This window comes from Cellulomonas endophytica, assembly GCF_004123805.1.
Classification (GTDB): domain Bacteria; phylum Actinomycetota; class Actinomycetes; order Actinomycetales; family Cellulomonadaceae; genus Cellulomonas; species Cellulomonas endophytica.
Window position 1 is genome coordinate 86,573 of sequence record NZ_RWJX01000005.1, and the last position, 26,899, is coordinate 113,471.

Annotated in this window: 20 protein-coding genes and 1 pseudogene; 14 read left to right on the forward strand and 7 right to left on the reverse strand. The window is 76.9% G+C overall.

The genetic code is table 11. The annotated features are described in order from the left end of the window. Window positions 1–323 precede the first annotated feature (323 nt). The gene (locus tag EJA20_RS02910; protein ID WP_420836397.1) at window positions 324–1,259 is read left to right on the forward strand and encodes an HhH-GPD family protein; all 936 of its coding nucleotides are present in this window, start codon (window positions 324–326) and stop codon (window positions 1,257–1,259) included. A gap of 52 nt (window positions 1,260–1,311) precedes the next feature. Here the strand turns inward: EJA20_RS02910 and EJA20_RS02915 are convergent, their stop codons facing one another. After that, entirely contained in the window at window positions 1,312–1,860 is a 549-nt protein-coding gene (locus EJA20_RS02915) for an amino-acid N-acetyltransferase (RefSeq protein WP_129336675.1), read from the reverse strand. A 101-nt stretch (window positions 1,861–1,961) separates the two neighbouring features. Continuing rightward, window positions 1,962–2,966, reverse strand: a complete 1,005-nt coding sequence (locus EJA20_RS02920) for a sugar-binding transcriptional regulator (protein WP_164983813.1) — start codon at window positions 2,964–2,966, stop codon at window positions 1,962–1,964. 262 nt (window positions 2,967–3,228) lie between these two features. On the opposite strand from EJA20_RS02920, the gene EJA20_RS02925 reads away from it, so the two are divergent. The 3 genes from EJA20_RS02925 to glpK all read left to right on the forward strand — a co-directional run bounded on the left by EJA20_RS02925 (window position 3,229) and on the right by glpK (window position 7,578). Continuing rightward, a complete protein-coding gene (locus tag EJA20_RS02925; RefSeq protein ID WP_129336677.1) occupies window positions 3,229–5,058 on the forward strand; it encodes a glycerol-3-phosphate dehydrogenase/oxidase in 1,830 nt (609 codons plus the stop codon). A 211-nt stretch (window positions 5,059–5,269) separates the two neighbouring features. After that, a complete protein-coding gene (locus EJA20_RS02930; protein ID WP_129336678.1) occupies window positions 5,270–6,013 on the forward strand; it encodes an MIP/aquaporin family protein in 744 nt (247 codons plus the stop codon). A gap of 44 nt (window positions 6,014–6,057) precedes the next feature. Next, a complete protein-coding gene (gene glpK / locus EJA20_RS02935; RefSeq protein ID WP_129336679.1) occupies window positions 6,058–7,578 on the forward strand; it encodes a glycerol kinase GlpK in 1,521 nt (506 codons plus the stop codon). Window positions 7,579–8,371: 793 nt separating this feature from the next. Here glpK and EJA20_RS02940 read toward each other — a convergent pair. Next, window positions 8,372–8,728: a VOC family protein gene (locus EJA20_RS02940; RefSeq protein ID WP_205687331.1), complete on the reverse strand. Its 357-nt coding sequence runs from the start codon at window positions 8,726–8,728 to the stop codon at window positions 8,372–8,374. 135 nt (window positions 8,729–8,863) lie between these two features. Between EJA20_RS02940 and recQ the strand changes: the two genes are divergently transcribed. After that, entirely contained in the window at window positions 8,864–10,927 is a 2,064-nt protein-coding gene (gene recQ, locus EJA20_RS02945) for a DNA helicase RecQ (protein WP_129336681.1), read from the forward strand. 65 nt (window positions 10,928–10,992) lie between these two features. Here recQ and EJA20_RS02950 read toward each other — a convergent pair whose 3' ends face one another. Continuing rightward, window positions 10,993–12,024 carry an aldo/keto reductase gene (locus EJA20_RS02950; RefSeq protein ID WP_164983811.1) on the reverse strand — a complete coding sequence of 344 codons (1,032 nt, stop codon included), beginning with the start codon at window positions 12,022–12,024 and terminating at the stop codon, window positions 10,993–10,995. 115 nt (window positions 12,025–12,139) lie between these two features. On the opposite strand from EJA20_RS02950, the gene EJA20_RS02955 reads away from it, so the two are divergent. The 3 genes from EJA20_RS02955 to EJA20_RS02965 all read left to right on the forward strand — a co-directional run bounded on the left by EJA20_RS02955 (window position 12,140) and on the right by EJA20_RS02965 (window position 15,287). After that, the gene (locus tag EJA20_RS02955; RefSeq protein ID WP_129336682.1) at window positions 12,140–12,604 is read left to right on the forward strand and encodes a tRNA (cytidine(34)-2'-O)-methyltransferase; all 465 of its coding nucleotides are present in this window, start codon (window positions 12,140–12,142) and stop codon (window positions 12,602–12,604) included. A gap of 1 nt (window position 12,605) precedes the next feature. Beyond that, window positions 12,606–13,556 (forward strand): hypothetical protein, encoded by a 951-nt coding sequence (locus EJA20_RS02960; RefSeq protein ID WP_129336683.1) that lies wholly within the window; start codon window positions 12,606–12,608, stop codon window positions 13,554–13,556. Between the two features lie 81 nt (window positions 13,557–13,637). After that, window positions 13,638–15,287: a UxaA family hydrolase gene (locus EJA20_RS02965; protein WP_129336684.1), complete on the forward strand. Its 1,650-nt coding sequence runs from the start codon at window positions 13,638–13,640 to the stop codon at window positions 15,285–15,287. Window positions 15,288–15,678: 391 nt separating this feature from the next. Here EJA20_RS02965 and uxaC read toward each other — a convergent pair whose 3' ends face one another. Then, the gene (uxaC, locus tag EJA20_RS02970; RefSeq protein WP_129336703.1) at window positions 15,679–17,133 is read right to left on the reverse strand and encodes a glucuronate isomerase; all 1,455 of its coding nucleotides are present in this window, start codon (window positions 17,131–17,133) and stop codon (window positions 15,679–15,681) included. Between the two features lie 327 nt (window positions 17,134–17,460). Between uxaC and EJA20_RS02975 the strand changes: the two genes are divergently transcribed. Further along, entirely contained in the window at window positions 17,461–18,666 is a 1,206-nt protein-coding gene (locus tag EJA20_RS02975; RefSeq protein ID WP_129336685.1) for a LacI family DNA-binding transcriptional regulator, read from the forward strand. Next, on the forward strand, window positions 18,663–20,243 hold the full coding sequence (locus EJA20_RS02980; RefSeq protein ID WP_129336686.1) for a mannitol dehydrogenase family protein: 1,581 nt from the start codon (window positions 18,663–18,665) through the stop codon (window positions 20,241–20,243). The genes EJA20_RS02975 and EJA20_RS02980 overlap by 4 nt, the downstream gene beginning before the upstream one ends. 228 nt (window positions 20,244–20,471) lie before the next feature. Here the strand turns inward: EJA20_RS02980 and EJA20_RS02985 are convergent, their stop codons facing one another. After that, a complete protein-coding gene (locus EJA20_RS02985; RefSeq protein WP_129336687.1) occupies window positions 20,472–20,837 on the reverse strand; it encodes an L-rhamnose mutarotase in 366 nt (121 codons plus the stop codon). A 125-nt stretch (window positions 20,838–20,962) separates the two neighbouring features. On the opposite strand from EJA20_RS02985, the gene EJA20_RS02990 reads away from it, so the two are divergent. Both EJA20_RS02990 and EJA20_RS02995 read left to right on the forward strand, forming a co-directional pair. Beyond that, window positions 20,963–22,165, forward strand: coding sequence for a Gfo/Idh/MocA family protein (locus EJA20_RS02990; RefSeq protein WP_129336688.1), 1,203 nt, complete (start codon window positions 20,963–20,965; stop codon window positions 22,163–22,165). A 122-nt stretch (window positions 22,166–22,287) separates the two neighbouring features. Next, a complete protein-coding gene (locus EJA20_RS02995) occupies window positions 22,288–24,327 on the forward strand; it encodes a beta-galactosidase (RefSeq protein WP_129336689.1) in 2,040 nt (679 codons plus the stop codon). A 184-nt stretch (window positions 24,328–24,511) separates the two neighbouring features. Here EJA20_RS02995 and EJA20_RS03000 read toward each other — a convergent pair whose 3' ends face one another. Continuing rightward, complete coding sequence (locus EJA20_RS03000) at window positions 24,512–25,189, reverse strand: TIGR03086 family metal-binding protein (protein WP_164983812.1); 678 nt, start codon at window positions 25,187–25,189, stop codon at window positions 24,512–24,514. Between the two features lie 217 nt (window positions 25,190–25,406). Here EJA20_RS03000 and EJA20_RS03005 point away from each other — a divergent pair, with 217 nt between their 5' ends. Together EJA20_RS03005 and EJA20_RS03010 are read left to right on the forward strand one after the other, a co-directional pair. After that, window positions 25,407–26,282: a helix-turn-helix domain-containing protein gene (locus EJA20_RS03005; protein ID WP_129336691.1), complete on the forward strand. Its 876-nt coding sequence runs from the start codon at window positions 25,407–25,409 to the stop codon at window positions 26,280–26,282. An 8-nt stretch (window positions 26,283–26,290) separates the two neighbouring features. Next, a pseudogene (locus tag EJA20_RS03010) lies at window positions 26,291–26,899 on the forward strand (hypothetical protein); the annotation flags it as partial.

A 26,899-nucleotide genomic window follows, 5' to 3' on the forward strand; every position in this document is an offset into this window, starting at 1 on the left:
CGCGCCCCGTGCCGGGCGCCGGTCCCGCCGGGCCCCGTCCCGGCGCGGACCACGGTAGGGCCGCGGGGACCGCCGACGACGGGGGCACGCCGCGCCACCTCCGTCCCGACGCGATCCGCCGGCCGAAGGGCATGGGGGGCGGGCTCGCGGGGCGGGCTCGCGGGGCGGGCGGGCGCCTCACGACCCGGCGCTGGCCGCGACCCGCACGGACCCGACGCACCGTCGGGACCGTCGGGACCGTCGGGACCATCGGGACCGTCGGGAGGGTCGGCCGGGTCGGCGGGCTGGGGCAGGATGACGCGGTGCCTCCGCCCGCGCCCTCCGTGCCGGCCGCCGCCGCGCCCGCCCCCGCGCCCGCGGACCGGACGGTCGCGGAGGTGCGCAGGCTCGTCGTCGCGTGGTTCGGCGAGCACCGGCGGGACCTGCCGTGGCGCGCCGCGGACCGCACGCCGTGGGGCGTCCTCGTCAGCGAGGTGATGCTCCAGCAGACGCCGGTGGCGCGCGTCGAGCCGGCGTGGACGGCGTGGATGGACCGATGGCCCACGCCGGCCGACCTCGCCGCCGCCCCGACGGACGCCGTGCTGCGCGCCTGGGACCGCCTGGGCTACCCGCGCCGGGCGCTGCGGCTGCAGGAGTGCGCCCGGGCGCTCGTCGAGCGGCACGGCGGACGCGTGCCCGGCACGCCCGAGGAGCTCCTGGCGCTGCCCGGCGTCGGCGCGTACACCGCCGGGGCAGTCCTCGCCTTCGCGTTCGGGCGGCGCTCCGTCGTCCTCGACACCAACGTGCGCCGCGTGGTCGCGCGCGCGCTCGGCGGGCAGGCGCTGCCGGCCCCGGCGCTGACGGCGTCGGAGGCGCGGGCGGCGGAGGCGCTGCTGCCCGACGACGACGCCGGGGCCGCCGCCTGGGCCGCCGCGTCCATGGAGCTGGGGGCCCTGGTGTGCACCGCGCGGGCGCCGCGCTGCGGGGACTGCCCGGTCGAGCACCTGTGCGCCTGGCGCACCGCCGGCCGCCCGGCCGACGCGCACGCCCACCGGCGGCGCGTCCAGTCCTGGACCGGGTCGGACCGGCAGGTGCGGGGGCGCGTCATGGCCCTGCTGCGCGAGGCGCCGGGCGCGGTCCCCGAGGACGTCGTCGCCGGCGTCTGGCCCGACGGCGCCCAGCTGCGCCGGTGCCTGGCCGCCCTGGTGGCCGACGGCCTCGTCGTCGGGCGTCCCGGGCCGGGCGACGACGACCCGCCCGCCTACGCGCTGCCGTCCTGAACCACCGGCGCGGCGGCGGCTCGGCGGCGATCCGGCGGCGGCCCGGCGGCGCCTACAGCTCGACGAGCATCCGCGTGTTGCCCAGGGTGTTGGGCTTCACGCGCGCGAGGTCGAGGAACTCCGCGACCCCGTCGTCGTGCGAGCGCAGCAGCTCGGCGTAGACCTCGGGCGTCACCGGCGTGCCGGCGATCTCGCGGAAGCCGTGGGTGCGGAAGAAGTCGACCTCGAACGTGAGGCAGAAGACGCGCGACAGTCCCAGGCCGCGCGCCCGCGCGAGGAGGGCGTCGACGAGCGCGTGCCCCACGCCCTGCCGGCGTGCCGAGGGTGCCACCGCGAGCGTGCGGATCTCGGCGAGGTCCGACCACATGACGTGCAGGGCCCCGCAGCCGAGCAGCCCGGCGGCCGGTGCACCTGCCGTGGCGCCCGACGACCCGGCCCCGCCCTCGGGGAGCCCCTCGGCGACGAGGAACTCCTGGACGGCTTCGTAGAGGCCGACCCACTCCTTGGCCAGCAGGATGCGGTCCGTGGCGTAGGGCTCGACGAGGTCGTGGATGGCGTGCACGTCGGCGGGCCGGGCGGGGCGGACGTGGAACGGGCTCACGGCCGCCGACCCTAACCGTCACGCGCGGGGCGGCGCCGCCGGGCCGGGGGGCCCGGACCCGCGCGGACCCCCGGTGCGGGCGCCGCCCGTCGCGCTCCGGCTCAGCCCGCGGTGCCGGTGCGCGCCGGCGCCGCCCGGCCCCGGCCCGCCGCGCGCGGCTGCGCGTGCTCCAGGAGCCGGGTCGCCGTGAGCTCGTCGATGACGAGGTCCGTCACGACCCCGGCGCGCAGCGCGGCCAGCAGCGGCGCGACCTTGTTGTCCCCGGCCACGACGCAGACGCGCCGCGGGACGCGCACGAGCTCCTCGGGGGTGGGGCCCGTGGCGCGGGCGTTGAGGCGGACGTCGCGCCACGACCCGTCGGCGCGCAGGAACACGGTGCACACGTCCCCCACGACGCCCTCCTGGTGCAGCGTCGCGACGTCCTGCTCGTCGAGGTAGCCCGCCGCGTACACGTGCGAGGGCACCGCGCCGGCCACCGCACCCACGCTGAACAGCGCGATGTCTGCACGTCGTTGCATGTCCAGGACCCGGAGCACGGAGCGCTCCTGCCACATGGCGCGCTTCGTCGCCGGGAAGTCGAAGAACGCCGGGACGGAGAAGTGGTGCACGGCGGCGCCGAACGCGGAGCCGAAGCTCGAGATGAGGTCGCTGGCGTACTCGACGCCGGACGTGCGCATGTTGGCGGCGCCGTTGAGCTGGACCACGGCCGAGCCCCGGGTGGGCTTGGGCACGAGGAAGCGGGACACCGTCGCCAGGGTGGTCCCCCACGCGACGCCCAGCACCATGTCGGAGTCGAACCACGACGACAGGAGCCGCGCGGCCGTCATGGACACCTGGTCCAGGCGCTCCACCTGGCCCGCGGAGTCCGGCACGGGCACCACGTAGGCGTCGATGCCGAAGGTCGCGGTGATCGTCCGCCCCAGGCCGGGCGCACGCGTGCTCGCCGGCCGCAGGGTGATCTCGACCAGCCCCGTCTCGCGCGCCCGCTTGATGAGGCGGGACACGGTGGAGCGCGACGTGCCGAGGTGCCGGGCGATGACCTCCATCTTCAGGTCCTGCAGGTAGTACATCGAGGCGGCACGGAGCACGTCCTGCTCGCGTTCCACTCCGCTCACGGGCCCGACCCCCTCGCCCTCGACCGTGCCGCGCTGCACGGACGTCCACCGTGCACGACGGTAGCCATCCCCCGTCCCGGCGCCACCGCTGCACGTCTGTTCATCGCAGTTGCGCGAACGTTCGCGACATCGCGACGATACGCGTCGAGCACGACGCCAGGCGAGCCCCACGACGCCTCGCGCCCCCGGGGAGCACCCGGACGGCGCGGACCCAGGCCCGACCGGTGCGACGACGCACGACGAGAGGACCCGCATGAGAACTGCGCCGCTCACGAAGCAGGCCCGCACGGACGCCCTGGACCGGCTCCGCCGCAGCACGGACAAGGACGCGGAGCTGGACGTCCTCGTCGTCGGCGGTGGCGTGACCGGTGCGGGCATCGCGCTCGACGCGGTCAGCCGCGGCCTGTCCGTCGCGGTCGTCGAGGGGCAGGACTGGGCGGCGGGGACCTCCTCGCGCTCGTCCAAGCTCGTCCACGGCGGCCTGCGCTACCTGCAGATGCTCGACTTCCACCTCGTCCGCGAGGCGCTGACGGAGCGCGACCTGCTCATCCAGCGCATCGCCCCGCACCTGGTCAAGCCCGTCTCCTTCCTCTACCCGCTGGAGCACCGGGTCTGGGAGCGCGCCTACGTCGGCGCCGGCGTCGCGCTGTACGACACGCTCGCCTCGGTGAACGGCGCCAAGCGCGCCATGCCGATCCACCGCCACCTCACCCGCAAGGGCATGGAGCGCCTGTTCCCCGACCTGCGCCACGACGCCGCGATCGGCGCCGTCCGGTACTGGGACGCCAGCGTCGACGACGCCCGCCTCGTCGAGACGCTCGTGCGCACCGCGGTCTCCTACGGCGCGCACGCCGCGTCGCGGACGCAGGTCGTGAAGATGCACACGACGCAGGCCGGCGCCGTCACCGGTGCCGAGCTCGTCGACCTCGAGACGGGCGAGCACCTCGACGTGCGCGCCCGCGCGGTCATCAACGCCACGGGCGTGTGGACGGAGCAGACGGAGGAGCTCGCCGGCACGGACGGCGGGCTGCGCGTGCTCGCGAGCAAGGGCATCCACATCGTCGTGCCGCGCTCGCGCATCGCGGGCAACACCGGTTTGATCCTGCAGACCGAGAAGTCGGTCCTCTTCATCATCCCGTGGTCGCGCTACTGGGTCATCGGCACCACGGACACCCCGTGGGAGCAGGAGCTGACGCACCCCGTCGCCACCTCCGAGGACATCGACTACGTCATCGAGCACGCGAACACCGTGCTGGCGCGGCCCCTCACCCGCGAGGACGTCATCGGCACGTGGGCGGGGCTGCGGCCCCTCCTCCAGCCGGGGACGAAGGAGGGCACCTCGTCGGCCAAGGTCTCGCGCGAGCACACCGTCGCGTCGCCGACGCCGGGCCTGACCGTCATCGCCGGCGGCAAGCTCACGACGTACCGGGTGATGGCCAAGGACGCGGTCGACTTCGCGATCGGCTCCCGCGCCACCACGCTCCCCTCGCTCACGCACGACCTGCCCCTCGTCGGCGCGGAGGGCCTGTCGGTCTTCCAGCGCCGCTCGAAGGCCATCGGGGACCGGTACGGCTGGGACAAGTTCCGCATGGACCACCTGCTGCACCGGTACGGGTCCCTGCTGCCCGAGCTGCTCGAGCTGTGCGACGAGGACCCCTCGCTCGCCCTGCCGCTCGAGCACGCCCCGGCGTACGTCGGCGCGGAGATCGTCTACGCCGCCAGCCACGAGGGCGCGCTGCACCTCGACGACGTGCTCATGCACCGCACCCGCCTCAACTACGAGCAGGCGGACAAGGGCGTGGGCGCGCTCGAGCAGATCGCCGACCTCGTCGCGCCGGTGCTCGGGTGGGACGCGGCGACGCGGCAGCGGGAGATCGACGCGTACGTCGCCCGTGCGGAGGCCGAGGACCGGGCCGCGCAGCAGCCCGACGACGCCACCGCCGAGCGCGTGCGGCTCGCCGCCGACGACATCACGCCGCTCCTGCCCCTGGGCGGCACCGACGGCCCCGGCGGCAACCCCGGGGCCGGCCTCAAGCCCGGGTCCCCGCCCGGGCGCGGCACCGCCACCCCGGTCGGCACCTAGACCCGGCCGGCCGGCGGCCCCGTCGGACGCGCGCACCGCGTCCGGGTGAGGCCGCCGGCCGGCCCGAGGCCGGTGGACGTCCCCTCCCGTCCGCCGACCACCGCCGCACCGCCCCACGCCCGGCGTGGGAGCGGTCCCGGCGGGCACCACCGCCCCGCGGACCTGCCGCCCGGGGCGTGCACGGACAACGACGTCGACAGAAGGGCCTGCGATGGACTCCATCAGCATCGGGGACGCACTCGTCTCCGAGTTCCTCGGCACCGCCATGCTCCTGCTCCTCGGAGCCGGCGTGGTCGCCAACGTGATCCTGCCCCGCACCAAGGGGTTCGGCGGCGGCTGGCTGCTCATCAACTTCGGGTGGGGCCTCGCCGTGTTCGCCGGCGTGTACGTGGCGTTCAAGTCGGGCGCCCACCTCAACCCCGCCGTGACGCTGGGCATCTGGGCCAGCGGCGCGGAGACCTTCGCCGAGGGCGTGCCCGTCACGGTCGCCAACGGCTTCCTCTACGTGGTCGTGCAGGTCCTCGGCGCCATGGTCGGCGCCGTCCTGGCCTTCCTCGCCTACAAGAAGCACTTCGACCAGGACGCCGACCCGGCCGTCAAGCTCGGCGTGTTCTCGACCGGGCCCGAGCTCCGCTCGTACGGGTGGAACTTCGTCACGGAGGTCCTGGGCACCTTCGTGCTCGTGTTCGTCGTGCTGGCGTTCTCGCAGAACCCCGCCCAGCTCGGCGCCCTTCCGGTCGCCCTGCTCGTCGTCGCGATCGGCGCGAGCCTCGGCGGCCCCACGGGGTACGCCATCAACCCCGCCCGTGACTTCGGCCCCCGCATCGCCCACGCCTTCCTGCCCATCAAGGGCAAGGGCACGTCCGACTGGGCGTACGCGTGGGTGCCGGTCGCCGGCCCCGCCGTGGGTGGCATCCTCGCGGGCCTCGTCGCCCGCTGGTACATCCCCGCCTGACCCGCACGCCCCTCTCTCGACACCGACGACGAAAGAAGGCACGAATGGCCGAGCAGTACGTCATCGCCATCGACCAGGGCACGACGAGCAGCCGGGCGATCCTCTTCGACCACAGCGGCTCCATCGTCTCCGTGGGCCAGAAGGAGCACGCGCAGATCTTCCCGCGCGCCGGCTGGGTGGAGCACGACGCCGAGGAGATCTGGAACAACGTCCGCGAGGTCGTCGCCCTCGCCCTCACCCGCGCGAACAAGACGCACCACGACATCGCCGCCGTGGGCATCACGAACCAGCGCGAGACCGCGGTCGTCTGGGACCGCACGACGGGCAAGCCCGTCTACAACGCCATCGTCTGGCAGGACACCCGCACCCAGAAGATCGCGGACGACCTGGCGGCGCTCGGCGGCGGCAACGACCGCTACAAGGAGCGCGTGGGCCTGCCCCTGGCCACGTACTTCTCGGGCCCGAAGATCCGCTGGATCCTCGACAACGTCGAGGGCGCCCGCGAGAAGGCCGAGAAGGGCCAGCTGGCGTTCGGCAACACGGACGCCTGGGTGCTGTGGAACATGACCGGCGGCGTCGACGGCGGCGTGCACGTCACCGACGTCACCAACGCCTCGCGCACCATGCTCATGAACGTCGACTCCCTCACGTGGAACGAGGAGATCGCCGCGGAGATGGGCGTCCCGCTGTCCATGCTCCCGGAGATCCGCTCCTCCTCCGAGGTGTACGGGCACGGGCGTCAGGGCGGCATGGTCCCGGGCGTGCCGATCGCGGGCATCCTCGGCGACCAGCAGGCGGCCACCTTCGGCCAGGCCTGCTTCGAGGTCGGCACCGCCAAGAACACGTACGGCACCGGCAACTTCATGCTGCTCAACACGGGCACGGAGCCGGTCCCCTCGAAGAACGGCCTCCTGACGACCGTCGCCTACAAGATCGGCGACGCCCCGCAGGTGTACGCGCTCGAGGGCTCCATCGCCGTGACGGGCTCGCTCGTGCAGTGGCTGCGCGACAACCTCGGCTTCTTCATGGAGGCCCAGGACGTCGAGTACCTGGCCTCGAAGGTCGAGGACAACGGCGGCGCGTACATCGTCCCGGCGTTCTCGGGCCTGTTCGCCCCGTACTGGCGCTCCGACGCCCGCGGCGCGATCGTCGGCCTCACGCGGTACGTCAACCGCAACCACCTGGCCCGTGCCGCCCTCGAGGCGACCGCGTTCCAGACCCGCGAGGTCCTCGACGCCATGAACGCCGACTCCGGCGTGGCGCTGAAGGAGCTCAAGGTCGACGGCGGCATGACCGCCAACAACCTGCTCATGCAGTTCCAGGCGGACATCCTCGACGTGCCGGTGGTGCGTCCGAAGGTGGCCGAGACGACCGCCCTGGGCGCCGCGTACGCCGCGGGCATCGCCGTGGGCTTCTGGGGCGGCGAGCAGGACGTCCGCGACAACTGGGCGGAGGACAAGCGCTGGACGCCGGACATCGACCCGACGGACCGCGACCGCCAGTACCGCCTGTGGAAGAAGGCCGTCCAGAAGACCCTCGACTGGGTCGACGACGACGTGCAGTGACGCCCCGCGCGTGACGACGGCCCCGGCACACCGTGCCGGGGCCGTCGTCGTCCCCCGCGGAGCCGACGTCTCCCTCCCCGACGAGATGCCGGTCACGGCCGCTCGCCCCCGGTCGTATCCCACGCGAGGACGCACCTCGTCGGGTCAGGGCCGTCCGGCCACGGACCGGTACCCGCCCGGCCCGACGCCCGCCGCCCCGCCCCTCCCTCCCGACGAGATGCCTGTTCCGGCTGCTCGTAGACCGCCGTACCCGACGCGAAGCGGCACCTCGTCGGGGGGTCGCGACGTCGGGGCGACCACGAGGACCTCGTCGGGGGTCGCGACGTCGGGGCGACCACAGACCCGCGGGGTCGTCCGCGCCTCGTGCGGACGTGTCGGCGACCGCACGGTGCGGGCCGCACCGAGGTCCCATCGGTGCGTGCGACGACCTGCGCCCCTTCCCGCCGATCTCCTGCCCGGACCCTTCCGCAGCGCCGACGCGGTCAGCGCCGGTGTCCCCGCTGCGCGCCTGCGGCGGTCGGACCTGACGGCGCCCGTCCGCGGGACCCGCGCCGCCGCCGCGAGCGCGCCGGACCCGCTCGCCGCGCTGGCCGAGCGCTGCCGGGCCCTGCTCCTCGTCGCCCCGCGCTCCTGCTGTGCGGCGAGATGCCGGTTGCGAACGGCGTGCGGTGCTGGGGAGCGGTCCGGACCGGCATCTCGTCAGGGTTGGGGGCCAGCGGCCGCGCGGATGGGTCCGCGGGCGGGGACCGTCGGGCCGGGCGGTCGAGTCCTGGACGACCGGCCGGGGCCGCCGTCAGGAGGGGGTGTCCTCGACGAGGACGAGCGTGCTGCCGGCGGGGTCCGCGAGGGTGAACATCGGCGGGGCGAAGTCCGTGACGAGGTACTCGTCGGGCGCGGCGCCGGCGTCGGTGAGGGTCGCGTGCGCCGCGGCGGCGTCCTCGGTGCGGTAGCGCACGCCGATCGGCAGCCCGCTCGCCCGGGTGAGGAGCGCGACGCCGATCGGCGAGCCCGGCGGCGCGACCTCGAGCCAGCGGGCCCCCGGCCACACCTCCACGTCGGCGCGGACCTCGAACCCGAGGACGTCGCGGTAGAAGGCGAGGGCCCCGTCCTGGTCCTGCACCTCGACGGACACGCTCTGGATCCCGCTCACGATGCTCATGCGGGTGCAGACCGCGGCGGCGGCGCGGACTCATCGCGCCCGTCCACCGGGGGCACGGCCCCGGGCGGTCGTCGCGCCTGTGGGCGGCAGGGCCGGCGCGTCGGTGGCGCCGCCTACGCTGGTGCGGTGACGAGCGACCCCTACGCCGACCTGCCGTTCCTGGTCGACGAGCCGCCGGGCGACCCCTGGGCGGACGAGGCGTCGGCGCCCCCGGCCGACGACACCCCCGCCGCCGCCGGCCGACGGCCCCCCTCGTCCGTCACCGCCGACCCGGCACGGCCCTCCCGTCCCGCCCGTCCGGCCCCGGAGGCCGGCGCACCGCGCGCGGCGGCCTCCGGTCACGTCGGGCGCGACGCCGTGGACGTGCTCCGCGAGGTGTGGGGGTACGAGAGCTTCCGCGGCGAGCAGGCCGAGGTGGTGCGCACGGTCGTCGAGGGCGGGGACGCGCTCGTGCTCATGCCGACCGGCGGCGGCAAGTCCCTGTGCTACCAGCTCCCGTCGCTGCTGCGGCCCGGGACGGGCGTCGTGGTGTCGCCGCTCATCGCCCTCATGCAGGACCAGGTCGACGCGCTGGCCGCGCTCGGGGTCCGCGCCGGCTTCCTCAACTCCTCCCAGGACCCGGCGGCCCGGCGGGAGGTGGAGGACGCCTACGTGGCGGGCGAGCTCGACCTGCTCTACCTCGCGCCCGAGCGCCTCATGGCCCGGGACACGATGGCGCTGCTCGACGCGGGCACGGTGGCGCTGTTCGCCATCGACGAGGCGCACTGCGTGTCCCAGTGGGGGCACGACTTCCGGCCGGAGTACCTCCAGCTCGCCGTGCTGCACGAGCGGTGGCCCGACGTGCCGCGGGTCGCCCTCACCGCCACGGCGACCCCGGCCACGCGCGCGGAGATCGCCCAGCGCCTGCGCCTCGAGGACGCCCGGCAGGTCGTCGCGAGCTTCGACCGGCCCAACATCCGCTACCGGATCGAGCCGAAGGACAACCCGCGGGCCCAGCTCCTGCAGCTCCTGCGCACGGAGCACGCCGGCGACTGCGGGATCGTCTACTGCCTGTCGCGGAACTCGGTGGAGCAGACCGCCGCGTCTCTCGCCGCCGAGGGCATCCCGGCGCTGCCGTACCACGCGGGGCTCGACCGCCGCGTGCGGCAGGAGAACCAGGCGCGGTTCCTGCGCGAGGACGGCCTGGTCATGGTCGCGACGATCGCGTTCGGCATGGGCATCGACAAGCCGGACGTGCGCTTCGTCGCGCACCTGGACCTGCCCAAGTCGCTCGAGGGCTACTACCAGGAGACCGGCCGCGCGGGGCGCGACGGGCTGCCGTCGACCGCGTGGCTCGCGTACGGGCTCGCGGACGTCGTGCAGCAGCGGCGCCTCATCGACACCTCCGACGGGGACGCGGCCCACCGGCGGCGGCTCACCCAGCACCTCGACGCCATGCTCGGCCTGTGCGAGGCGGTCACCTGCCGGCGGCGGCAGCTGCTCGCGTACTTCGGCGAGGAGTCGCAGGACTGCGGCAACTGCGACGTGTGCCTGAGCCCGCCGCAGACGTGGGACGGCACCGTCGCGGCGCAGAAGCTCCTGTCGACGGTGGTCCGTCTCGAGCAGCGGGGCCAGCGCTACGGCGTCGGCCACGTGGTCGACGTGCTGCGCGGCAAGATCACGCCTCGGGTGACCCAGCTGGGGCACGCGTCCCTGAGCACCTTCGGCATCGGCGAGGACCTGTCCGACACGGAGTGGCGGGGCGTCGTGCGGCAGCTGCTCGCGCGCGAGCTGCTCGGCGTCGACAGCGAGGGCTACGGCACGCTCCGGCTGACGGAGGGCAGCGGCGACGTGCTGCGCGGGGGGACGACCGTGCCGCTGCGCCGCGAGGAGGCCCGGCGCCGGTCCTCCGGCGGGCGGCGCGGCGGCGCCGGCGGTGCGCCGCGCGCGGCGGAGGGGCTCGACGGGGCCGCGGGCACGCGGTTCGAGGCGCTGCGGGCCTGGCGCGCGGCCACCTCGAAGGAGGCGGGCGTCCCGGCCTACGTCGTCTTCCACGACGCGACGCTCCGCGAGATCGCCGAGCGGCGGCCGGCGGACCGGGCCGCCCTCGGCACGATCAGCGGCGTCGGCGCCGCCAAGCTCGACCGGTACGCCGACGGGGTCCTCGCGGCGCTCGCGGCCACGGACGACGCGGAGCTCTCGCCGGCCTGAGCGCCGGCCCGGCGCCGACGGGCGCCGGGGTCGCCGCCGACGGGGCGGCGACCCCGGACCCCGCGTCAGCGCGCGGTGCCGTCGACCGCGTGCGGCTCGATCGCGGCGATCTCCTCGTCGGTCAGACGGCCCGCCGCGAGCGCCGCGACCGTGTCCCGCAGCTGCTCCGGGGAGCGCGCCCCGACGAGCGCCGAGGTGACCCGCTCGTCGCGCAGCACCCAGCTGATCGCGAGCTGCGCGAGCGTCTGCCCGCGGCCGGAGGCCACCTCCGCCAGCGCCCGGGCGCGGCCGAGGTACGTCTGCGAGATCTTCTCCGCCGACAGGAAGCGGCTCGTCGCCGCGCGGGAGTCCGCCGGGACCTCGCCGGACAGGTACCGGTCCGTGAGCAGCCCCTGGGCGAGCGGCGAGAAGACGATGGTGCCGACGCCGAGGTCGCCGACGACGTCGAGGAGGGACTCGCCGGTCCCGTCCTCGGGCAGCTCCACGTGCCGGTTGAACATGGAGTAGCTCGGCTGGTGGATGAGGAGCGGGACGCCCAGGTCGGCGAGCACCCGGTGCGCGGCGCGGGTCTGCGACGGCGAGTAGTTCGAGACGCCGACGTACAGCGCCTTGCCCGAGCGGACGGCCTGGGCGAGGGCGCCCATGGTCTCCTCCAGCGGCGTCCGGGGGTCCGGGCGGTGGTGGTAGAAGACGTCGACGTAGTCGAGGCCCATGCGGGTCAGGGACTGGTCGAGCGAGGACAGCAGGTACTTGCGCGAGCCGTGGTCGCCGTAGGGGCCGGGCCACATGTCGTAGCCGGCCTTCGTCGAGATGACGAGCTCGTCGCGGAACGGCCGCAGGTCCAGCGCGAGGTGCCGCCCGAAGTTCTCCTCCGCCGAGCCGTAGGGCGGCCCGTAGTTGTTGGCCAGGTCCAGGTGCGTGACGCCGAGGTCGAACGCCGCGCGCAGGGTGGCCCGCTGGCGCTCGAACGGGTCCACGTCGCCGAAGTTGTGCCACAGGCCGAGGCTCACGGCGGGCAGGTCGAGCCCGCTGCGGCCGGTGCGCCGGTAGGTCATGGCGCCGTAGCGGGCGGGGTCGGGGCGGTACAGGTCGGGCATCGGGCACCTTCGCACGAGGGGGCGGCCCACGGGCCGCGGACGCCACGACCCTAGGGCCCGGGCCCCGGGCGGTGCGGGCCCGCCGGCGGGCGCCGACCGGTGGGAGGATCGGGGGGTGCTCCACGTCGTGCTCCACGAGCCGCGGATCCCGGGCAACACCGGGAACGCGATCCGGATGTGCGCGGGGGCCGGCGCGGCCCTGCACCTCGTCGAGCCGCTGGGCTTCACGCTCGACGAGGCACGCCTGCGCCGCGCGGGCCTGGACTACCACGACCTGGCCCACGTGGAGGTGCACCCCTCGTTCGAGGCGCTCCTGGCGCGGCTGCCGGAGGCCCGGGTGCACGCGTTCACGACCGCCGCGACCACGTGGCACACCGCCGTCGACTGGCGCGACGGCGACGCGCTCCTGTTCGGGCCGGAACCGACGGGCCTGCCGCCCGAGGTCCTCGCCCACCCGCGCATCACGGCGGCCGTCCGCATCCCGATGCTGCCCGGGCGCCGGTCCATGAACCTGTCGAACGCGGCGGCCGTCGCCACCTACGCGGCGTGGGGCGCGCTCGGCCACCCCGGAGGAGCCTGACGTGCGCGTCCCCCTGCCCGACGGCGCCGGCACCACGGCGTTCGACCCCGCGGTCCACGGCCTACCCTTCCCCAACGCCTTCGTCAACGTCCTCGTGCGCCTGCCGGGCGGCCGCCGCCTGGCGACGGCCGGGCGGTGCGGCGGCATGGCGGCGCTCGCGCTCGACCACTTCGTGGCCGGGGTGCCCGCGCCCCGGCTCCCCGCCGACCTGTGGGCGCCCTCCCGCGTACCGCCCGACGAGCACGTCCTCGCCCGCGCGGTCCTGCGCCGCCAGCTGCGGTCCTTCGCGCACCCCTCCGCGCTGCGCTTCCTCGCCTGGTCGCTGCTCCCGGACGGCGACCTCGGCCCGCTGGCGGGGGTCGAGCGCCGGACGGTCGCCGACGAGGTGCCGCGCCTCGTCGCGCTCCTGGACGCCGGCCGCCCGGCGGTCCTCGGGCTCGTCGTGGCCCGGGCGCTCCCCCGTGCCGGCGACAACCACCAGGTGGTCGCGTTCGGGTGGGAGCGGCGGGGCCCGACGACCACCGTCCTCGTGCACGACCCGAACTCCCCCGGCCGGACGGTGCGCCTCGTCCACGACGACGCGGCGACGGGCTGGGCCGCGACGAACGGCGCCCGGTGGCGCGGCCTCTTCGTCCACCCGCACCACGCCACCCCGCCCCCGGTGCTCACCCGCGAGCCGGCCGACCCACGCCGCGTGGTGCGCGGGGGCGACACCGTGGTGCTGTGCGAGGTCCGCACCGGGCGCCGGCTCGCCCCCGCCCGCGTGGCCGTGGACGGCCGGGAGCTCGAGGCGGCGGACGGGTCGCGGCGGGCCGTCCGCCGGGACCCCGGTGCCGGGGGCACCTGGCGGGCCGGCGAGCGCGTCGCGCTGGGACCGGTGGCCGGCCGGGGCCGGGCCGAGGACCGCTGGACCGTCGTCGAGGCCCGGCGGGGGCCTGGTCAGGAGCGCTGAGAAAACGCTATCTTGGACCCGGCGCACCCCGCGCCGGGCCGGTCCGCCGCGACCGGGACGCCACTGCCGAGGACGCGACCGATGCCGACCGCCCCTGCCGAGCCCACCCCCGGCACGCCCGTCGCCGTCGCCCTGGGCACCCGTCCCGCGGCACCCGTCGCCGGGGCCGACGCCGCGCTCGCCGGCCCCGTCCCGCTCGCGGCCGTGGCGCTGAGGCTGCGGCCGGGCGACACCGTGGCGGTCGCGACGCAGGACGTGCGGACCGGCACGCGGCTCCTCGTCGCCGATCCCGACGGCGGCGCGGACACCGAGGTCGTCGTGCGGTCGACCGTGCCGCGGGGGCACAAGCTCGCCGTGCGCGCCGCCGCCGCCGGCGACCCCGTGCTCAAGTACGGCCAGTCGATCGGGCGCGCGACGGCCGACATCGTCCCCGGCCAGCACGTGCACTCGCACAACCTCGGCATGGACGACTCCGACCGCGCGTACGAGTTCGGCACGGCGCGCGTGCAGCTGCCGCCGGCCGCGGTGCCGCGCACGTGGCAGGGCTACCGCCGCGCCGACGGCCGCTGGGGCACCCGCAACTACGTCGGCATCGTCACCTCGGTGAACTGCTCGGCCTCGACGGCACGCCTCATCGCGGACCAGTTCCGCGGGCCCGTGCTCGAGGCGTACCCGCACGTCGACGGCGTCGTCGCGCTCACGCACGACACGGGCTGCGGCCTCGTGCCGACGAGCGAGGGCGCCCAGGTCACGCGCCGCACCTTGCGGGGCTACGCCACCCACCCGAACATGGCCGGGCTCCTCGTCGTGGGGCTGGGCTGCGAGATGCTGCCGGTCGAGGGCCTGCTCGACGGGATCGACGACCTCGGCATCCCCGTGCAGCGCCTCGTCATCCAGGAGACGGGCGGCATCCGCGCGACGGTCCGCGCCGGCGTCGCCGCGATCCAGGAGATGCTCCCGGGCATCGAGGCGCTGCGCCGCGAGGAGGCACCGGCGTCCGCGCTCGTGCTCGGCCTCAACTGCGGAGGCTCCGACGGCCTGTCCGGCATCACCGCCAACCCGGCCCTGGGCCACGCGTCCGACCTGCTCGTCGCGCAGGGCGGCACGAGCGTCCTCGCGGAGACCCCGGAGGTCTTCGGCGCCGAGCACCTGCTGCTGCGGCGGGCGGTCTCCCGCGAGGTCGGCCAGCGGCTGCTCGACCGCCTCGACTGGTGGAAGGGGTACACCGCGGCCGGCGGCGGCACGATGGACAACAACCCCTCCCCCGGCAACAAGGCGGGCGGCCTCACGACGATCCTCGAGAAGTCCCTCGGCGCGGTCGCCAAGGCGGGCACGGCCGAGCTCGTCGCCGTGCACGAGTACGCCGAGCCCGTCGTCGAGAAGGGCCTGACGTTCATGGACACGCCGGGCTACGACCCCGTGTCGGTGACGGGGATCGTCGCGGGCGGCTCGACGGTCGTCGTCTTCACGACCGGTCGCGGGTCCGTGCTCGGGTGCAAGCCGGCGCCGTCCATCAAGGTCGCCACGAACACGGAGACCTACGAGCGGATGCGCGAGGACATGGACCTCGACGCCGGCCGCATCGTCACGGGCACCGCCACCGTCGAGTCCGTCGGCGAGGAGCTCTTCGAGCGCATCCTCGCCGTCGCCTCGGGCGAGACCACCGTGTCCGAGGAGCTCGACCTCGGCGCCGACGAGTTCGTCCCCTGGCAGCTCGGCGCCGTCACCTGACGCAGGGAGCGGCCCCGCTCGCCCCGCCCTCTCCGGGCCTCCGGCGCCCTCTCTCGTCCGCACGACGAGACGCCGGTCCCGGCCGCTCACCCGCGCAGCGGAGCGACCCGGACCGGCACCTCGTCGCAGGGCGAGGTGCCGGTCCGGGGCCACTCGTGCACGACGAAGAGCCGGTCCCGGCCGCTCACCCGCGCAGCGGAGCGACCCGGACCGGCATCTCGTCGGAGGGCGAGGGGACGGCATGGCTCGTCGTGCACGACGGAGCGCGAGGTGACGGCAGGGGCCCTTCGTGCACGACGAGATGCCGGTTCCGGCCGCTCGGCTGCGCAGCGGAGCGACCGGAACCGGCATCTCGTCGTGGGGGCGGGGGCCCGGCGGGCCGGGCGGGGTCTCAGCGCAGGGGCGGGTAGGCCGCGCGGGGGAGGCGGTAGGTGAGGTCCGTCGCGACCTCGAGCGCCTCGTCGAGGTCGAGACGGTGCTCCGCGACGAGACGCGCCAGGTGGCCGGCGTCGACGCGGCGGGACATGTCGTGGCGGGCCGGGATGGACAGGAACGCCCGGGTGTCGTCGACGAAGCCCGTCGTGTTGTAGAAGCCTGCGGTGTCGGTGACGGCCTCGCGGAAGCGGCGCATCCCCTCCATCGTGTCGAGGAACCACCACGGCGCGCCCAGCCGCACGGACGGGTAGACGCCGGCCAGCGGGGCGAGCTCGCGGGAGAAGGCGTCCTCGTCGACGGTGAAGAGCACGAGCGAGAGGTTCGGGTGGTGCCCGAAGCGCTCGAGGAGGGGGCGCAGGGCGCGGGTGTACTCCGTGGCGACGGGGATGTCGTAGCCGACGTCGGGTCCGCGCACGCCGAAGACGCCCGCGTCGTGGTCGCGCAGCACGCCGGGGTGCAGCTGCATGACGAGCCCGTCCTCCGTGGACATCCGCGCCATCTCGAGCAGCAGGTGCGCGGACAGGGCGTGCGCGGCCCCGGCCGTCACCTCCCCGCGCAGGGCGGACACGACGACGCGGTCGGCCTCGGCGGGGTCCATCGGGGTCGTGTCGGCGGTGAGGTGCCCGTGGTCGGTGGCGCGGGCGCCGGCGGCGACGAAGGCCCGCCGCCGCTCCTCGAGCGCCGCGACGAGGCTGCGCAGGCCGGTCACCTCGATGCCGGCGCGCTCGCCCAGCCGCGCCACGTCCGCGCGCCACGTCGGCCGGTCGGCGTGCAGCACGGCGTCGGGCCGGAAGGTCGGGACGACGCGCTCGCCCCAGCCGCGGGCCGCGAGCGCCGCGTGCGCGGCGAGGTCCGCGTCGGCGGGGTCGGTCGTCGCGAGGACCTCGATGCCGAGGCGGTCGAGCAGCGCCAGGGGGCGGAAGCCGGGGGCGGCCAGCCGCGCGGCGATCTCGTCGTAGGCCCGGTCCGCCGTCGCCGACGAGAGGCGCTGCGTCACGCCGAGGACCTCGACGAGCACGTGCTCCATCCAGAACCGCGTCGGCGTGCCGCGGAAGAGGTGCCAGTGGGAGGCGAAGGTGCGCCAGACCTCGCGGGGGTCGGTCTCCACGGCGCCGCCGTCCCGACGGGGGACGCCCAGCGCGTCGTGCGGGACGCCCTGCGACACGAGCATGCGGACGAGGTAGTGGTCGGGCACGACGAGGAGCGTCGCCGGGTCGGGGAAGGCCTCGTCGCGCTCGAGGAGGCCCACGTCCACGTGCCCGTGCATCGACACGACCGGCAGCCCGCGGACGTGCTCGTAGACCCGGCGCGCCAGCGGGCGCAGCACCGGGTCGGCGGGCAGCCCGCGCTCGGGGTGCAGCGTCCACCGCCCCCCGTCGCCCTCCGCCGCGGCCGTGGTCGTCCCCTGCAGCGCTGTCACGTCGTCGCCCTCCGTCGAGCGTCCGGCCCCCGTCGGCCTGCAAACGCATTCACTGGTCCCGGGACGCCGGGGCACCACTGCCCCGACGCTCCGATCGCAGACGTCGCCCTGCGGCGCCGCCGGTGCTTGCCGCGCAGCCCATGGCCGTGCTGCAATCGCTTTCACCCTAGCCGCACGGCACCGCACCGGCCAAGACCCCGACCGGAGGTCGTGCACCACCGGCCGCCACGGGGGACGACCTCGCAGCGACCACGGCAGGGCCACCGCAGGACCACCGAGGACCACCGCAGCACCACCGCAGGCACGAGGAGGCGACCGGTGCCCATCACGCTGCGCGACGTCGCGCGGGCCGCCGGGGTCTCCCCCGCCACCGCCTCCCGCGCCCTGGCCAGCCCCGACGGCGTCACGACCGCCCGTCGCGAGCGCGTCCTGCGCGCCGCCCGGGACCTCGGCTACCACCCGCACCGGGCGGCGCGCGAGCTCGTCACGGGACGCACCGGGCAGCTCGGGCTCGTCGTGCCCGACCTGGAGAACCCCTTCTTCGCCGCGGTCGCCAAGGGCATGCAGGCCCGCGCCCGGGCCCGCGGGCACGCGGTCCTCGTCGCCGACGCGGAGGAGGACCCCGAGCTCGAGGCCGAGGTCGTCGCCGGGCTGCAGGCGGGCGTCGACGGCGTGGTGCTGTGCTCGCCGCGGATGGACCCCGAGGCGCTCGCCGCACGCGCGGCGGGCGGGCGGGTGGTGCTCGTCAACCGCGAGGCCCCGGGACTGGCGTCCGTGGGGGTCGACCACGCCGACGGCGTCCGGCAGGCGGTCCACTACCTCGTGCGGCTCGGCCACCGGCGGCTGGGGTACGTCGGCGGGCCCTCGACGTCCTGGTCGGACGCCCGTCGCCGGGAGGTGCTGGCGGACCTCGTCGCCGAGGTGCCCGACCTGACGGTCGTCGACCTGGGCCACGTGCGGCCGGTCGTCGCCGGCGGGTCCGGGGCGGGCGACCTCGCCGTGGCCGCGGGCGTCACCGCGGTGCTGGCGTTCAACGACCTGGTCGCCCTCGGCGTGGTCGACCGCCTCCGCCACCACGGCGTGCGCGTGCCGCAGGACGTGTCCGTCGTGGGCTTCGACGACGTGCCCGCCGCCACCCTCGTCTCCCCCGCGCTCACCACGGTCGCCGCACCCCTGCGCCGGCTCGGGGCCGCCGCCGTCGACCTGCTGCTCGACGCGGCGGGTGGCGCGGCAGGGGGCGGCGCCGACCCGCCCCGCACGCGGCTGCCCGTCGAGCTCGTCGTGCGCGACTCCACCGCGCCCGCGCCCGCACCTGCACCCGCACCCGCGCCCCGGCCGGGCGACGGGCACCACGCGCCGTCCCGACGGACGCCGGACGCCGCGCCCGGACCCCCGTCCGACCGGACGTCCGACCCCACGCGCGACCGCGGGCCCGACCGCACGCCCGACCGCACGTCCGACCGCCTGCTCGACCCCGCGTCCGGCCCGGACGCCCGCCCCGCCCCCCGGAGGGAACCCGCATGAGCACCACCGCCACGCCCGAGGACCCCCGCCTGTCCGCCGCGACCCTGGCGGCCCTCGTCGCTCGGCGTGGCGGCCTGCCCGACGGCGTGCGCGGCCCGGCCGTCGACCCCGCCGCGCTGCGCACGGGGATCGTGCACCTCGGTCTCGGCGCGTTCCACCGCGCCCACCAGGCCGTCTGCACGGAGGACGCCGCGGCCGCCACCGGCGACGACCGCTGGGGCATCCACGGCGTCACGCAGCGCAGCGCCCGCGTCGCCGAGCAGCTCGCCCCGCAGGACGGGCTCTACGGCGTCCTCGAGCTGGGACAGAGCGCGGCCGGCGCGGAGACGGCGGCCCTGCGCCTCGTCGGGTCGCTGCGGGCGGCGTCCTTCCCGGGCCGGGACACCGCGGCGGTGCTCGCGGCGCTCGCGGGGCCCGACACGCACGTCGTCACGCTCACGGTGACGGAGAAGGGCTACCGCCGCGGGCCCGACGGCGGCCCCGACCTCGCCGACGCCGACCTCGCCGCCGACGTCGCCGCCCTCGCGGAGGAGCTCGACGCGCCCACGGCCGCGCCCGCCGAGCCGCGCCCGGCCCGCACCCCCGTCGGCCTGCTGCTGCGCGGCCTCGCCGCCCGCCGCCGCGCCGGGTCCGGGCCGCTCACGGTCGTCTGCTGCGACAACCTCACGGACAACGGCCCCGTCCTCGCCCGCCTCGTCCGCGGCGCGCTCGAGGCCCCCGCGGTGGCGGGCCGGCCCGGGGCCGCGGAGCTGCGCGCGTTCGTCGAGGCGCACGTCCGCTTCCCGGCCACGATGGTCGACCGGATCGCCCCCGCCACCGCCGACGCGCACCGCGCCCGCGCCACCGCGATGCTCGGGCTGCGCGACGAGGGGCTCGTCGTCGCCGAGCCGTTCCTGCAGTGGGTCGTGGAGGACGACTTCGCCGGCCCGCGCCCCGCCTGGGAGCGCGCCGGCGCCACCCTCACGCGCGACGTCGCCCCGTACGAGCGCGCCAAGCTGCGCATCCTCAACGCCTCGCACTCCCTGCTGGCCTACGCCGGCGCGCTGCGCGGGCACGCGACGATCGCCGAGGCCGTCACCGACCCCGAGCTCGCGGGGCGGGTGCGCGCGCTGCTCGACGAGGACGTGCTGCCCACGCTCGTCGCCCCCGACGGGACGGACCTGGGCGCCTACCGCGACGAGGTGCTGCACCGCTTCGCCAACCCCGCGACCGGGCACACGACCGTGCAGGTGGCCATGGACGGCTCCCAGAAGCTGCCGCAGCGGCTGCTCGGGACCGTGCGCGACCGGCTGGCGGCCGGCGCGACCCCCACCGCGGCCGCCGCGGCGGTGGCGGCGTGGGCGCTCTACGCGCGGGCGGCGGCGGGGGGCGGGCTCGTCGTCGCCGGGCGACCGGTGACCCTCGACGACCCGCTGGCGCCCGCCATCGCCGACGCCGTCACGGGCGACGAGGCCGGTCTGGCGGACCGGGTCCTGGCCCTGGCGCCCGTGTTCGGCACGGACCTGCCCGCCGACGACCGCTTCCGCGGCGCCGTCCGCGCGGCCGTGGCGGACCTGCTCCCCCTCGCCCGGGGCTGACGCCCGGGCCGGAGGGCGGCCTCCGGGCGGCCCCGGTCGTCGGGTGGGTGGGTCCCGGGCCCGCCCGGTGGCGAGACCGGTACGCCGCGCGCGGGCCCTGCTCGCGGCGCACGGCTCCCGGGCGCGCGGCACAGGGCCCGGCACAGGGCCCGGCACAGGGCCCGGCACAGGGCCCGGCACAGGGCCCGGCGCAGGGGTCGTCGCCGGGCCGCCGGGCGGCGGGGCGGGTCAGGCGGTCGGGGCCTGCGGGGTCGTCGGCAGGCCCGCGGCGCGCAGCTGGTCCTCGAGGTGGAAGACCTCGTCGAGGACCTGGAACCCCTCGTCGGGGTTGCCGGGGTCGACGAAGAACTCGCTCATCTCCGCCTGCCACCGCGGGTTCACGGCGGTCCGCGCCATGGCCTCCTGCGCCGCGGCGTAGTCGTCCGTCTCCAGGTGCCCGACGAGGAGCCCGTCCGGCGACAGGTGCAAGGAGTAGTCGCGCCAGCCCGTGTCGCGCAGCGCCTCGAGCATCTCGGGCCAGACCGCCGCGTGGCGGGCCCGGTACTCCTCGAGGCGGTCGGGGCGGACGCGGGAGAGGAAGCACACGCGGGGCATGGCCGGACGCTCGCACGGCGCCGCGGCACCGGTCAAGACCGCCGGGCCCTGGACAGGCAAGCGCTTACCAGTAGGGTGGTGCACCGACCCGGACCGACCGGGAGCACCACCGCGAGGGAGCGGCCGTGAGCCAGGACAGCCAGCCCACCAGCACCTCCACGCCGCCGGGGGCGGGCCTCGCCGCGGACCGCCCGCTGCGCGTGGCGATCGTCGGGACCGGCGCCATCGCGCACGCCCACGCGAAGGCCCTCGCCCTCGACCCGGGCGCGGATCTCGTGGCGGCCGCCGACCCCGTCCCGGCCGCGCGGGACGCCTACGCGGCCGAGTACGGCGTCGCGCGCACCTACGACGACCTCACGGCGCTGCTGGCCGGCGAGCGGGCGCACGCCGCCGGGCCCGACGCCCCGCCCGTCGACGTCGTCCACCTCTGCACGCCCCCGGGCCTGCACCGCGACCAGGCCGTGGAGGCGCTGCGCGCCGGCGCGCACGTCGTGTGCGAGAAGCCCCCGGTGCTCTCCCTCGCCGACCTCGACGCCGTCCTCGAGGCCGCCCGCGCGGCGGGGCGCGAGTACGCCGTGGTCTTCCAGCAGCGCACCGGCACCGCGGTCGCGCACGTCCAGCGCCTGCTGGCCGACGGCGAGCTCGGCCGGCCACTCGTCGGGATCTGCCACACCCTCTGGTACCGCCGGCAGGAGGACTACTACGCCGTGCCGTGGCGCGGCCGCTGGGCGACCGAGGGCGGCGGTCCACTCCTCGGCCTGGGCATCCACCAGCTCGACCTGCTCGGGTTCCTGCTCGGGGACTGGGCCGAGGTCGACGCCCGTGCCTTCCGCCTCGACCGCGACGTCGAGACCGAGGACACCTCCGTGGCCACGGTGCGCTTCGCGAACGGCGCCGTCGTGTCCGTCGTGACGACCTCGCTGTCCCCGCGGCAGACCAGCTACGTCCGCGTCGACACGACGCGCGCCACCGTCGAGGTGGAGCACCTCTACGGCCACGACGCCTCGTCGTGGCGCCTGACCGCCGCGCCCGACCGCACGGGGGCGCCGCACCCCGACGCCCCCGCCGCCTGGGCGCTGCCGGAGGCCGACGAGCCCAGCGGCCACGTCCCCCTCCTGCGGGCCGTCTACGAGGCCTTGCGCACCGGGGCCCCGCTGCCGCCCGTCGCCGCCGAGCCCTACCGGTCCCTCGAGCTCGTCACCGCGATCTACGCCTCCGCGGCGCTGGGCCGGCCCGTGACGAAGGCCGACCTCGCGCCGGGGTCGTCGCTGCGCGACGGCTTCCTCGACGGCGTCGAGGACCTGCGCCCCGCCGCCGCCCCGGCCTGACCGGACCAGGACCCTCCGGCGCCGCCCGTGCCCGACCCGCGGGCGCCGGACCCGTCCGCGCCGGCCCGGACCGCGCCCGTACGATCCGCACGCCCGTCGTCACCGTCGCCGAGAGGACCCGCATGACCGCGCAGCCCACCGACCGCCCCTGGCCCCTCGGGGTCGAGGGCCTCGCCTACGGCGGGGACTACAACCCGGAGCAGTGGCCGCAGAGCGTGCGGGTCGAGGACGTCGCGCTCATGCAGGAGGCGGGCGTCAGCCTCGTCTCCGTCGCGATCTTCTCCTGGGCGCAGATCGAGCCCCGCCCCGGCACGCTCGAGTGGGGCTGGCTCGACGAGACGCTCGACCGCCTCCACGCCGGCGGCGTCCAGGTGGCCCTGGCGACGGCGACCGCCAGCCCGCCGCCGTGGCTGGCGCACCAGCACCCGGAGATCCTGCCGGTGCTCGCCGACGGCACGGTCCTGTGGCCCGGGGGCCGCCAGCACTACCGCGTCGCCTCGCCGGTGTACCGGGAGCACGCGCTGCGGCTGACGCGCCTCGTCGCCGAGCGGTACAGGGACCACCCCGCGCTGGCGCTGTGGCACGTGGACAACGAGCTCGGCTGCCACGTCCCCCACGACCACTCCGACGACGCCGCCGCCGCCTTCCGCCGCTGGCTCGAGGCCCGCTACGGCGACGTCGAGGCGCTCAACGCCGCGTGGGGCACGGCGTTCTGGTCGCAGCGCTACGACTCCTTCGACGAGGTGCTGCCTCCCCGCTCGGCGCCGACCTTCGCGAACCCCACGCAGCAGCTCGACTTCGCGCGCTACTCCTCCGACGCGTGGCTCGAGCACTACCGCGCGCTGCGCGACGTGCTGCGCGAGGTGACGCCGGGCGTCCCGACGACGACGAACCTCATGGCCTCGACCCGCACGAAGTGGCTCGACTACTTCTCCTGGGCCGGCGACCTCGACATCATCGCCAACGACCACTACCTCGACGCGGCCGACCCCGAGGACCACGTCGAGCTCGCGTTCAGCGCCGACCTCACCCGCGGGATCGCCGCGGGGCGGCCGTGGATCCTCATGGAGCACTCCACGTCCGCGGTGAACTGGCAGCCGCGCAACCGCACGAAGCGGCCCGGCGAGATGCTGCGGAACTCCTTCCAGCACGTCGCCCGCGGCGCCGACGCCGTCATGTTCTTCCAGTGGCGGCAGTCCGCCGCGGGCGCGGAGAAGTTCCACTCGGCGATGCTGCCGCACGGCGGCACGGACACCGACGTGTGGCGGAACACCGTCGAGCTGGGGCGGACCCTTAAGGCCGTGGCGGAGCTGCGCGGCTCGACGGTCCGGGCGCGGGTGGCGCTGCTGTTCAGCTACCCGGCGTGGTGGGGCGCGGAGCTCGACTCCCACCCGACGAACGTGCTGTCGTACCCCGCGACGGTGCTCGCCCACTACCGCGCCCTGTGGCGGCGCGGCGTCACGGTGGACGTCGTCGAGCCGTCGGCGGACCTGTCGGGCTACGACGTCGTCGTCGCCCCGACGCTCTACCTCCTGTCCGACGACGAGGCCGCCAACGTCGCCGCGGCCGCGGCGCGCGGCGCGTCCGTGCTGGTCACGTACTTCTCCGGCATCGCCGACGAGCACGACCACGTCCGGCTCGGCGGCTACCCCGGCGCCTTCCGCGACCTGCTCGGCGTGCGCACGGAGGAGTTCTGGGCCCTGGGCGAGGGGCAGACGGTCACCCTCGACGACGGCACGTCCGCCGACCTGTGGACGGAGAAGGTGCACCTGGCCGAGGGCACGGAGGCGGTGCGGACCTTCGCCGACGGCGACCTCGCCGGCGGCCCGGCCCTCACGCGGCGCACGGTCCCGGCGGCTGCGGGCGGGGGCCGCGACGGCGCCGCCTGGTACCTGGCGACCCGGGTCGACGCCGACGGCCTGCAGGCCGTCACCGACGCGGTGCTGGCGGAGGCCGGCGTCAGGGCCGACGTGCCGGCCGCGCCGGGCGTCGAGGTGGTCCGCCGCCACGGCGCGGACGGGCGCTCGTGGCTCGTCGTGCTCAACCACACCGGCGACGGGGTGCGCCTGCCCGTCACGGGCCACGAGCTCGTGACGGGCACGCCGGCCGGCGACGGCCTCGTCGTGCCCGCCGGCGCCGTCCGGGTCCTGCGCGAGTCCTGACCCGCCACCGACGCCCGCCGTCCCCGCCCCGGGGCCGGCGGGCGTCGTCGCACCACGACGAGACCGCCCTCCGGTGGTCCGGGCGTCCCGTCGAGCCGCCGGAGGACGTCCTCGCCGACGGTCCGGCCGGCGCGCGGCTCGCCCCGACGCCGCCGTCCTGCCGCTCGGACGCCCCCCGGGGACGTCAGACGACGGCGTCGCGGGGGGCCGCCGACCAGTGGGGGTCGCGGCCCGCGAAGCCGAGGAGCCGGTCCAGGGCCGAGGCGTCGTCGGGGACGGGGACCTCGGCACCGAAGAAGCCGTCCGGGCCCCCGCGGTACTCCGGCGCGATCATGCCGCCGAAGAACGCGTGCGCCTGCTCCGCCGACGCGGGCGGCGGCGCCCACGGGCGTCCGAGCGCCGTGGCCAGGTCCCAGCCGTGCACGACGTACTCGCCGAGCACCATGCCGAACGCCGCCGGGCCGTCCATGCGGGACTGCGACACGACGACCTGCCCGTCGAGCACCCCGCCCTCGAGCGCCGCGTCGAGCCGGTCGGCCGCGGCACGGACGACGTCGGCCGGGTCCCGAGGGTCCTGCGCCGCCCGGAACGCGACGGGGTCCGGCCGCTCACCCCGCCGGGCCGGGTCCGCGAAGGCCGCGCCGAAGAAGTCGACCCAGCCCAGGACGTGGTCGTGCAGGGTCGCGACGTCCCAGTCGTGGCACGGGGTGGGCCGGCCCAGGTCCTCCGGCCCGACCGCGGCGACGAGGAGCGCGAGGTCGTCGAGCACCGGCCGGATCAGGCCGCGGGCGGTGGCGGCGTCGGCGAGGGCGGCGGGGGCGGTCGCCGGGAAGTACGGGATGTCGTCGGTGTCGTGGCTCATGCCCCCGACGCTAGGAGCGCCCGGGCCCCGGCGGTAGAAGATCCGCGACACGGGCCCCGCCCGTTCCCGGCACCGGGGCCGCGCGCGCGGGACCGGTCCGCCGCGGGCACCGCCGGAGCGCGGGGCACCGGTCCCGACGAGGGGTGGGTCGGCCGGCCGGTGGCGGGACGCCGGTGGGTGGCCGTGGGTGTGGGTCGGCGCGCCTAGCGTGGGGGACGTGACCCCCCTGCCGCCCGTCCCGGACGCCGTGCCTGGGCCCGACGACACGCGCGGCATCGTCGACCCGGGCGGGATGCGCGCGGTCGCGACGCTCGAGCGCTACCCGGCCGGTGCCGCGCTGGAGGGCGTCGTCGACTGGTTCTGGGCGGTCGGGTGGCGGCTGCCGCCCGGTGCGGTGCACGTGCAGCGCGTCCTCACGCACCCGGCCGGGCACCTCTCCGTCGGGACCCTCGGCGGCGACGGCCGGGTGCTCGACCCCGCCGGCGCCCGCGTGTACGGGGTCCGCAGCCGGCTCGACGAGCGGCGCCTCGTCGGCACGGGGTGGACGGTCGCGGCCAAGGCCTCCGGCGGCCTCGGGGTGCTCACGGGGCTCCCCGCCCGGACCCTCACGGACGCCGAGAGGCCTCTCGGGCCCCTGCTCGGGCCCGTGCCCGGCGGCGGGGACGTCGCGGCGGCCGTGGCGGAGGGGGCCGACGAGCCGGCGCGCGTCGCCGTGCTGCGGGGCCTGCTCGAGCGGGTGCTGGCGGACCGGCCGGCGGAGGCCGTCGCGCAGGCGCGGGAGGTGACGGCGGTCGTCGGGCTGGCCGAGCGCGACCGGTCCGTGGTCCGGGTCGAGGACCTGGCGCGAGCGGCCGGCGTCGGGGTGCGCACGCTGCAGCGGTTCTTCGTCGCGCACCTGGGGGTCGGTCCCGCGTGGGTCGTGCGGCGCTGGCGCATCGTCGAGGCCGCGGACCGCGCGGCCCGCGGGGAGGACGTCGTCTGGTCGGACCTGGCCGCGGAGCTGGGCTACGCCGACCAGGCCCACCTCGTCCGCGACTTCCGCGCCCACCTCGGCACCACCCCGGCCGCGTACGCGCGCGACCTGACGGTCTGAGCGCGCCCGTGCTCGTCGTCCTCGCCCCCGTACCGGCCCCCCGTGCCGGCACGGCACCCGGCGGCGGCGCGGCCGGCACCGGCACCGCACCGGGTGCCGACGGCGCTCCGGCCGCCCCCGTCGGCGGTCCCGGCGCTCCCGGCGGGCCGGCGGGCGGCTGGACGCTCGTGCGCCTGGACGACGCCGGCGCGCTCCTCGACAGGCGGCACGTGCCCGCGGCGGCCCTCGCCGCGGAGGTGGCGGCGACCGAGGCCCGGGACTCCCCGCGGTGGGTCTGGGACCGGACGACGCTGCGCTACCCGCCGCTGCTCGCCGCGGGGGTCCGGGTCGAGCGCTGCCACGACCTCGCGCTGGCCCGGGCGGTGCTGCGGACGAGCGCGCGCTGCACGTCGGCGGCGATCGCCGCGTCGCCGCCGGGCCCGCTCGACGTCACGCCGCCCGCCCCGTCGGCCGAGCCCGTGGCGGCACGCGTCGCGACGCTGTTCGACGATCCGGACGAGGCCGACGCGCCCGGTCCTGCCGTCACCGCCCCCGTCCCGCCGCGCGGCCCGGCGGCGACGACGGCGCCCGGCCGCTCCGCCGCACCCGGGCCCGGGGGGACGCCCACCCCGCCGGGG